6 protein-coding genes are annotated in these 7,986 nt (G+C 72.1%); 4 read left to right on the forward strand and 2 right to left on the reverse strand.

Features of this window, described 5'->3' with window-relative positions; all coding sequences use genetic code 11:
• Positions 1–20 precede the first annotated feature (20 nt).
• Positions 21–2,492 carry a RelA/SpoT family protein gene (locus ABT160_RS38480; RefSeq protein ID WP_351653060.1) on the forward strand — a complete coding sequence of 824 codons (2,472 nt, stop codon included), beginning with the start codon at positions 21–23 and terminating at the stop codon, positions 2,490–2,492.
• Between the two features lie 116 nt (positions 2,493–2,608).
• On the opposite strand, the gene ABT160_RS38485 is transcribed toward ABT160_RS38480, so the two are convergent.
• Entirely contained in the window at positions 2,609–3,838 is a 1,230-nt protein-coding gene (locus ABT160_RS38485; protein ID WP_351653062.1) for a DUF349 domain-containing protein, read from the reverse strand.
• 175 nt (positions 3,839–4,013) lie between these two features.
• A complete protein-coding gene (locus tag ABT160_RS38490; protein WP_351653064.1) occupies positions 4,014–4,802 on the reverse strand; it encodes a peptidylprolyl isomerase in 789 nt (262 codons plus the stop codon).
• Positions 4,803–4,955: 153 nt separating this feature from the next.
• Between ABT160_RS38490 and ABT160_RS38495 the strand changes: the two genes are divergently transcribed.
• The 3 genes from ABT160_RS38495 to ABT160_RS38505 all read left to right on the forward strand — a co-directional run.
• Positions 4,956–5,663, forward strand: coding sequence for an MBL fold metallo-hydrolase (locus ABT160_RS38495; RefSeq protein ID WP_351653065.1), 708 nt, complete (start codon positions 4,956–4,958; stop codon positions 5,661–5,663).
• A gap of 13 nt (positions 5,664–5,676) precedes the next feature.
• Positions 5,677–6,939, forward strand: coding sequence for a histidine--tRNA ligase (hisS, locus tag ABT160_RS38500; protein WP_351653066.1), 1,263 nt, complete (start codon positions 5,677–5,679; stop codon positions 6,937–6,939).
• 88 nt (positions 6,940–7,027) lie between these two features.
• Positions 7,028–7,986 (forward strand): protein kinase domain-containing protein (locus ABT160_RS38505; protein WP_351653068.1); only part of this gene is annotated, 959 nt, incomplete at its 3' end.

Here is a 7,986-nt window from a genome sequence, read left to right on the forward strand (position 1 = left end):
GTACCGCACGAGGAGCGCTCTTGCCAGACGAGGCCCAGCCACTCTCCGCCGCGCAGTCCGACCAGGCCGAGCCCGCGGCGCGTCCCGCCGCGCCGCAGAAGCCCGCGGAGAACAAGCCCCAGCCGGCCTCGCCGGCCCGTCAGGGCGGTGTGCCCCCCGTCGCCCCCAAGCCCGCACCGGCCGCCGCGGCCCGCTCGGGCGGCTCGTCCAACCGCGTGCGCGCCCGGCTGGCCCGGCTCGGCGTCCAGCGCTCGTCCCCGTACAACCCGGTCCTCGAGCCACTGCTGCGGATAGTGCGCAGCAACGACCCCAAGATCGAGTCGGCGACCCTGCGCCAGGTCGAGAAGGCCTACCAGGTCGCCGAGCGCTGGCACCGGGGCCAGAAGCGCAAGAGCGGCGACCCGTACATCACGCACCCGCTCGCCGTCACCACCATCCTCGCCGAGCTGGGCATGGATCCGGCCACCCTGATGGCCGGGCTGCTGCACGACACCGTCGAGGACACCGAGTACGGCCTGGACACCCTCAAGCGGGACTTCGGCGACCAGGTCGCCCTGCTCGTGGACGGCGTCACCAAGCTGGACAAGGTCAAGTTCGGCGAGGCCGCGCAGGCCGAGACCGTGCGCAAGATGGTCGTCGCGATGGCCAAGGACCCCCGCGTCCTGGTCATCAAGCTCGCCGACCGCCTGCACAACATGCGCACCATGCGCTACCTCAAGCGCGAGAAGCAGGAGAAGAAGGCGCGCGAGACCCTGGAGATCTACGCGCCGCTCGCCCACCGGCTGGGCATGAACACCATCAAGTGGGAGCTGGAGGACCTCGCCTTCGCGATCCTCTACCCCAAGATGTACGACGAGATCGTGCGGCTGGTCGCCGAGCGCGCGCCCAAGCGCGACGAGTACCTCGCCATAGTGACCGACGAGGTGCAGTCCGACCTGCGCGCGGCCCGCATCAAGGCGACCGTCACCGGCCGCCCCAAGCACTACTACAGCGTCTACCAGAAGATGATCGTCCGCGGCCGGGACTTCGCGGAGATCTACGACCTGGTGGGCATCCGCGTCCTGGTGGACACGGTCCGCGACTGCTACGCGGCGCTGGGCACCGTCCACGCCCGCTGGAACCCGGTTCCGGGGCGGTTCAAGGACTACATCGCGATGCCCAAGTTCAACATGTACCAGTCGCTGCACACGACCGTGATCGGCCCCAACGGCAAGCCGGTCGAGCTGCAGATCCGCACCTTCGACATGCACCGCCGCGCCGAGTACGGCATCGCGGCGCACTGGAAGTACAAGCAGGAGGCCGTCGCCGGGGCCTCCAAGGTGCGCACCGACGCCCCCAGGAACGCGGGCAAGGACGACCACCTCAACGACATGGCGTGGCTGCGCCAGCTGCTCGACTGGCAGAAGGAGACCGAGGACCCGGGCGAGTTCCTGGAGTCCCTGCGCTTCGACCTCTCGCGCAACGAGGTCTTCGTCTTCACCCCCAAGGGCGACGTCATCGCGCTGCCCGCCGGGGCCACCCCGGTCGACTTCTCGTACGCGGTGCACACCGAGGTCGGGCACCGGACGATAGGAGCACGGGTCAACGGCCGTCTGGTGCCGCTGGAGTCCACCCTGGACAACGGCGACCTGGTGGAGGTCTTCACCTCCAAGGCCGCCGGCGCCGGCCCGTCCCGCGACTGGCTGGGCTTCGTCAAGTCGCCGCGCGCCCGCAACAAGATCCGTGCCTGGTTCTCCAAGGAGCGCCGCGACGAGGCGATCGAGCAGGGCAAGGACGCCATCGCGCGCGCCATGCGCAAGCAGAACCTGCCGATCCAGCGCATCCTGACCGGCGACTCGCTGGTGACGCTCGCGCACGAGATGCGCTACAGCGACATCTCCTCGCTGTACGCGGCGATCGGCGAGGGCCACGTCACCGCCCAGTCCATCGTGCAGAAGCTGGTGCAGGCGCTCGGCGGCGAGGAGGCGGCCAACGAGGACATCGCCGAGTCGGCGCCGCCCTCGCGCAGCCGCTCCAAGCGCCGGGCCAACGCGGACCCGGGCGTGGTCGTCAAGGGCGTCGAGGACGTCTGGGTGAAGCTGGCGCGCTGCTGCACCCCGGTGCCTGGCGACCCGATCATCGGCTTCGTCACCCGCGGCAGCGGCGTCTCGGTGCACCGCGCCGACTGCGTCAACGTGGACTCGCTGTCCCAGCAGCCGGAGCGGATCCTGGAGGTCGAGTGGGCGCCCACCCAGTCCTCGGTCTTCCTGGTCGCCATCCAGGTCGAGGCGCTCGACCGCTCCCGGCTGCTGTCCGACGTCACCCGGGTCCTGTCGGACCAGCACGTCAACATCCTCTCGGCGGCCGTGCAGACCTCCCGCGACCGGGTGGCCACCTCGCGCTTCACCTTCGAGATGGGCGACCCCAAGCACCTGGGCCACGTCCTGAAGGCCGTGCGGGGCGTGGAGGGCGTCTACGACGTCTACCGCGTGACGTCGGCGCGCAGGCCGTAAGGGGCCGTACGGGGAACCACGGGAACGCCACGGGAACGCCGTCAGGGGAACCACGGGAACGGGGAGGGCCCCGGCACCATCCGGTGCCGGGGCCCTCCCTTCGTACGCCGGGCTGATCAGCCGCCGAACTCCTGCAGGCCCTTCAGCGCCTGGTCGAGCAGCGCCTGACGGCCCTCGAGCTCCTTGGCGAGCTTGTCGGCGCGGGCGTTGTTGCCCTGGGCGCGGGCCGTGTCGATCTGGCCGCGCAGCTTGTCCACGGCCGCCTGGAGCTGGCCCGTCAGACCCGCGGCGCGCGCCCGGGCCTCCGGGTTGGTGCGCCGCCAGTCGGCCTCCTCGGCCTCCTGGAGGGCGCGCTCCACCGCGTGCATCCGGCCCTCGACCTTCGGCCGGGCGTCGCGCGGTACGTGGCCGATGGCCTCCCAGCGCTCGTTGATCGAGCGGAACGCGGCGCGGGCCGCCTTCAGCTCGCCCACCGGCACCAGCTTCTCGGCCTCGGCCGCGAGCTCCTCCTTCAGCTTGAGGTTCTCGCCCTGCTCGGCGTCGCGCTCGGCGAACACCTCGCCGCGCGCCGCGAAGAACACGTCCTGGGCGCCGCGGAAGCGGTTCCACAGGTCGTCCTCGGCCTCGCGCTGGGCGCGGCCCGCCGCCTTCCAGTCCGCCATCAGCTCGCGGTAGCGGGCCGCCGTGGTGCCCCAGTCCGTCGAGCCGGAGAGCGCCTCGGCCTCGGCGACCAGCTTCTCCTTGGCCTTGCGGGCGTCCTCGCGCTGGGCGTCCAGCGAGGCGAAGTGGGCCTTGCGGCGCTTGGAGAACGCCGAGCGCGCGTGCGAGAAGCGGTGCCACAGCTCGTCGTCGGACTTCCGGTCGAGCCGCGGCAGGCCCTTCCAGGTGTCCACCAGGGCCCGCAGCCGCTCGCCGGCCGAGCGCCACTGCTCGCTCTGTGCCAGCTCCTCGGCCTCGGTGACCAGCGCCTCCTTGGCCTGGCGGGCCTCGTCGGTCTGCTTGACCTTCTGCGCCTTGCGCTCCTCGCGCCGCGCGTCGACCGTCGCGACCAGCGCGTCGAGCCGGGTGCGCAGCGCGTCGAGGTCGCCGACGGCGTGGTGCTCGTCGACCTGCTGCCGGATGTGGTCGATCGCGATCGTCGCGTCCTTGGCCGACAGGTCGGTCGTCTTCACACGCTTCTCGAGGAGGCCGATCTCGACCACCAAGCCCTCGTACTTGCGCTCGAAGTAGGCCAGGGCCTCCTCGGGAGATCCGGCCTGCCACGAGCCGACGACCTTCTCGCCGTCGGCAGTACGCACGTACACGGTGCCCGTCTCGTCGACGCGGCCCCACGGGTCGCTGCTCACAGCGCCTCCTCCACCTGATGCCGACGAGGGGGTGTCGCCCCCTGGGCATCGTCCACAGTTTCCCGGCGGGCCTCGCCCGCCCTCCACAGCGCGGTCCGAACCCCACGCTGCACTACGCCAATCTAGGCGACCGGCCGCCCGGCTGTCCGCACTCAGCGCGACCGAAATTCGGCGGTCACGACTTGGTGACGACGGCCTTCTCGATGGTGACCGGCTTCTTGGGCGCCCCGTCCTTGGCGTCGCCCGCGACCCCGGCCTTCGCCACGTCCTGGACGGCCTTCAGGCCGGCCGCGTCGAACGTGCCGAACGGGGTGAACTGCGGGGGCAGCTTCGTGTCCTTGTAGACCAGGAAGAACTGGCTGCCACCGGTGTTCGGCTGCATCGTGTTCGCCATCGCCACGGTGCCCGCGGGGAAGGTCACCTTGCCGTCCGAACCGGCCTTGCCCAGCGCGCCCAGGTTCTCGTCCGGGATCGTGTAGCCGGGGCCGCCCGTGCCGTCGCCCTTGGGGTCGCCGCACTGGAGTACGAAGATCCCCTCGGTGGTGAGCCGGTGGCACTTGGTGCCGTCGAAGTAGCCCTTGTCGGCCAGGTGCTTGAAGGAGTTCACGGTGCGCGGGGTCTTCGCCGCGTCCATCGTGACCTTCACGGCCCCGACGTTCGTCTTCAGGTCCATCACGTACTTCGCCGTCCTGTCGACGGCCATCTTCGGCTCCGGCGTCGAGGACGCGGACGCCGACGGGGTGCCCGAGGCCTCCGGGGCCGACGCTCCGTCGCTGCCCTTGTCGTCGCCCGTCAGGGCCACCGACGCGTACACCGCGCCGCCGGAGGCCAGCACCACGGCGAGCGCGGCCGCGACGATCGCGTTGCGCCGCCGGGCCTTCCTGCGCGCCTCCTCGCGGCGCTGCTGCTGCCGCTCGAACTTCTCCCTGGCGAGCTGCCGCCGCCGCTGATCGCTGCTGACCACCGGGTTCTCTCCTTGTGTCCAGTACGGGCCGAGTGTGCCCCGTACCGTATACGGGTTGGCTGTGTAATGAGCAGCGCCGGTAGGCTCTGATCTGCCGTGTTCATCGGAATCCGGCGAAACCCGCCGAGATCCACCGACAGACTGAGGACGATCGTGCTGATTGCCGGGTTCCCGGCCGGTGCCTGGGGGACCAACTGCTACCTGGTCGCCCCCGGCGCGGGCGAGGAGTGCGTCATCGTCGACCCGGGCCACCAGGCCGCCCAGGGAGTCGAGGAGACGCTCAGGAAGCATCGGCTCAAGCCCGTCGCCGTGGTGCTCACGCACGGCCACATCGACCACGTGGCCTCGGTCGTCCCGGTCTGCGGGGCGCATGACGTACCGGCGTGGATCCACCCCGCCGACCGGTACATGATGAGCGACCCGGAGAAGGGCATCGGCCGCTCCATCGGGATGCCGCTCATGGGGGAGCTCACCGTGGGGGAGCCCGACGACGTCAGGGAGCTCGCCGACGGCGCGAAGCTGTCGCTGGCCGGCCTCGACTTCACCGTCGCGCACGCGCCCGGCCATACCAAGGGGTCGGTGGCGTTCAGCACGCCGGAGGCCGCGGACGTGCCGTCCGTGTTCTTCTCCGGCGACCTGCTCTTCGCCGGCTCCGTCGGACGCACCGACCTGCCCGGTGGGGACATGGACGACATGCTCGCGTCGCTGGCCCGCGTGTGCCTGCCGCTCGACGACTCGACCGTGGTCCTCTCCGGCCACGGCCCCCAGACCACCATCGGCCGAGAGCGCGCCACCAACCCGTACCTGCGGCAGGTGGCCGACGGCCTCGGGAGCCCCGACGCTCCCCGACGAGGAATGTGACGAGAGAACTTCCGTGAACGCCTTCCAGGCCCCCAAGGGCACCTACGACCTGCTCCCGCCCGACTCCGCCGCCTTCCTGGCGGTCCGCACGGCGATCGCCGCCCCGCTGCGGACCGCGGGCTACGGATACGTCGAGACGCCCGCCTTCGAGCACGTCGAGCTGTTCGCCCGCGGCGTCGGCGAGTCCACCGACATCGTCACCAAGGAGATGTACGCCTTCTCCACCAAGGGCGGCACCGACCTCGCGCTGCGCCCCGAGGGCACCGCCTCCGTGCTGCGCGCCGCCCTGGAGGCCAACCTGCACAAGGCGGGCAACCTCCCGGTCAAGCTCTGGTACTCGGGTTCGTACTACCGCTACGAGCGCCCCCAGAAGGGCCGCTACCGCCAGTTCTCCCAGGTCGGCGCCGAGGCCATCGGGGCCGAGGACCCGGCCCTCGACGCCGAGCTGATCATCCTGGCCGACCAGGCGTACCGCTCGCTGGGCCTGCGCGAGTTCCGCATCCTGCTCAACAGCCTGGGCGACAAGGAGTGCCGCCCCGTCTACCGCGAGGCGCTGCAGGGCTTCCTGCGCGGCCTCGACCTGGACGAGGAGACCCTGCGCCGGGCCGAGATCAACCCGCTGCGCGTGCTCGACGACAAGCGCGCCGACGTCCAGAAGCAGCTGGTGGGCGCGCCGCTGCTGCGCGACTACCTGTGCGACGCCTGCAAGGCGTACCACGAGGAGGTCCGCGCGCTGCTGACCGCCGCGGGCGTGGCCTTCGAGGACGACGCCAAGCTGGTGCGCGGCCTGGACTACTACACCCGCACCACCTTCGAGTTCGTGCACGACGGCCTGGGCTCGCAGTCCGCGGTCGGCGGCGGCGGCCGCTACGACGGCCTGTCCGAGATGATCGGCGGCCCCGCGCTGCCGTCCGTCGGCTGGGCGCTCGGCGTGGACCGCACGGTGCTCGCCCTGGAGGCCGAGGGCGTCGTCCTGGACGTCCCCTCCGCCACCGACGTCTACGCGGTGCCGCTCGGCGAGGAGGCCCGGCGGGTGCTCTTCGGCGTGGTCACCCGGCTGCGCGAGGAGGGCGTCGCCACCGACTTCTCGTACGGCGGCAAGGGCCTCAAGGGCGCCATGAAGAACGCCAACCGCTCCGGCGCGCGCTACGCGCTGGTGGCCGGCGAGCGCGACCTCGCCGAGGGCGTGCTCCAGCTCAAGGACATGGAGTCCGGCGAGCAGCGGCCGGTCGCGCTGGACGCGGTCGTGGAGACGGTGAAGGCCGCGCTGGCCTGACGTCCGCGGACATCCGAAGGGCCCGAAGCGCTGACGCGCTCCGGGCCCTTCCCCTACCGTGATCCCCACGGATCCGGGGGGAGCGGCGATGAGCGCGTTGCGTGCGGGCACGGCACTGCGGGGCGGGCGGTACGTCCTGGACGGCGTCCTCGGCGAGGGCGGCATGGCCACCGTCCACCTGGCCCGGGACACCGCCCTGAACCGGCCCGTGGCGATCAAGGTCATGGACGGCGCCCTCGGCCGGGACGCCTCCTTCCGCCGCCGCTTCGAGCGCGAGGCCCAGACCGTGGCGGCGCTCAGCCATCCGCACGTCGTCGCCGTCCACGACATCGGCGAGCACGAGGTGCCGGACGCGGACCCGCTGCCGTACCTCGTCATGGAGTACGTCGAGGGCGAGAGCCTGCGCGAGCGCCTGGTGCGCGGGCCCCTGCGCCTGGACGAGGCCCTGCGCATCGCCGACCAGGTGCTGGCCGGGCTCTCCGCCAGCCACGCCAAGGGCGTCGTGCACCGGGACGTGAAGCCGGCCAACGTGATGCTGACCCGGGACGGCTCCTGCAAGGTCATGGACTTCGGCATCGCCCGCGCGGCCGAGGCCGCGGGCACCCATCTGACCCGCACCGGACTGGTCATCGGCACGGTGCCCTACATGGCGCCGGAACAGGCGACCGGCGGCGCCGTCGACGCCCGCACCGACCTGTACTCCATGGGCGTGGTGCTCTTCGAACTCCTCAGCGGGCGGCTGCCGTTCGCCGACGACTCCGTACCGACGCTGCTCTACAAGCACGTCCACGAGCCGCCGCCGACCCTCGCCGCGGCCGGCGCCCCGCACCCGGCGGCCGTCCTCGCCGCGCTCCAGCCGGTCCTCGACCGGGCCCTGGCCAAGGCGCCGGTGGACCGCCACCGGGACGCGACGGCGATGCGGGAGGCGCTCCGCCCGCCCCCGGTGCACGCGGCACCCACCCGGACCGCCGTGGCGGCCCCGCCGCGCCCGTCCGCGCCCCCGGCTCCTCACGCGCCTCCTCGCGTGCCGGGGGAGCGGCCCCGGGC

The sequence above is a fragment of the Streptomyces sp. NPDC001941 genome (genome assembly GCF_040296945.1).
Lineage (GTDB): Bacteria > Actinomycetota > Actinomycetes > Streptomycetales > Streptomycetaceae > Streptomyces.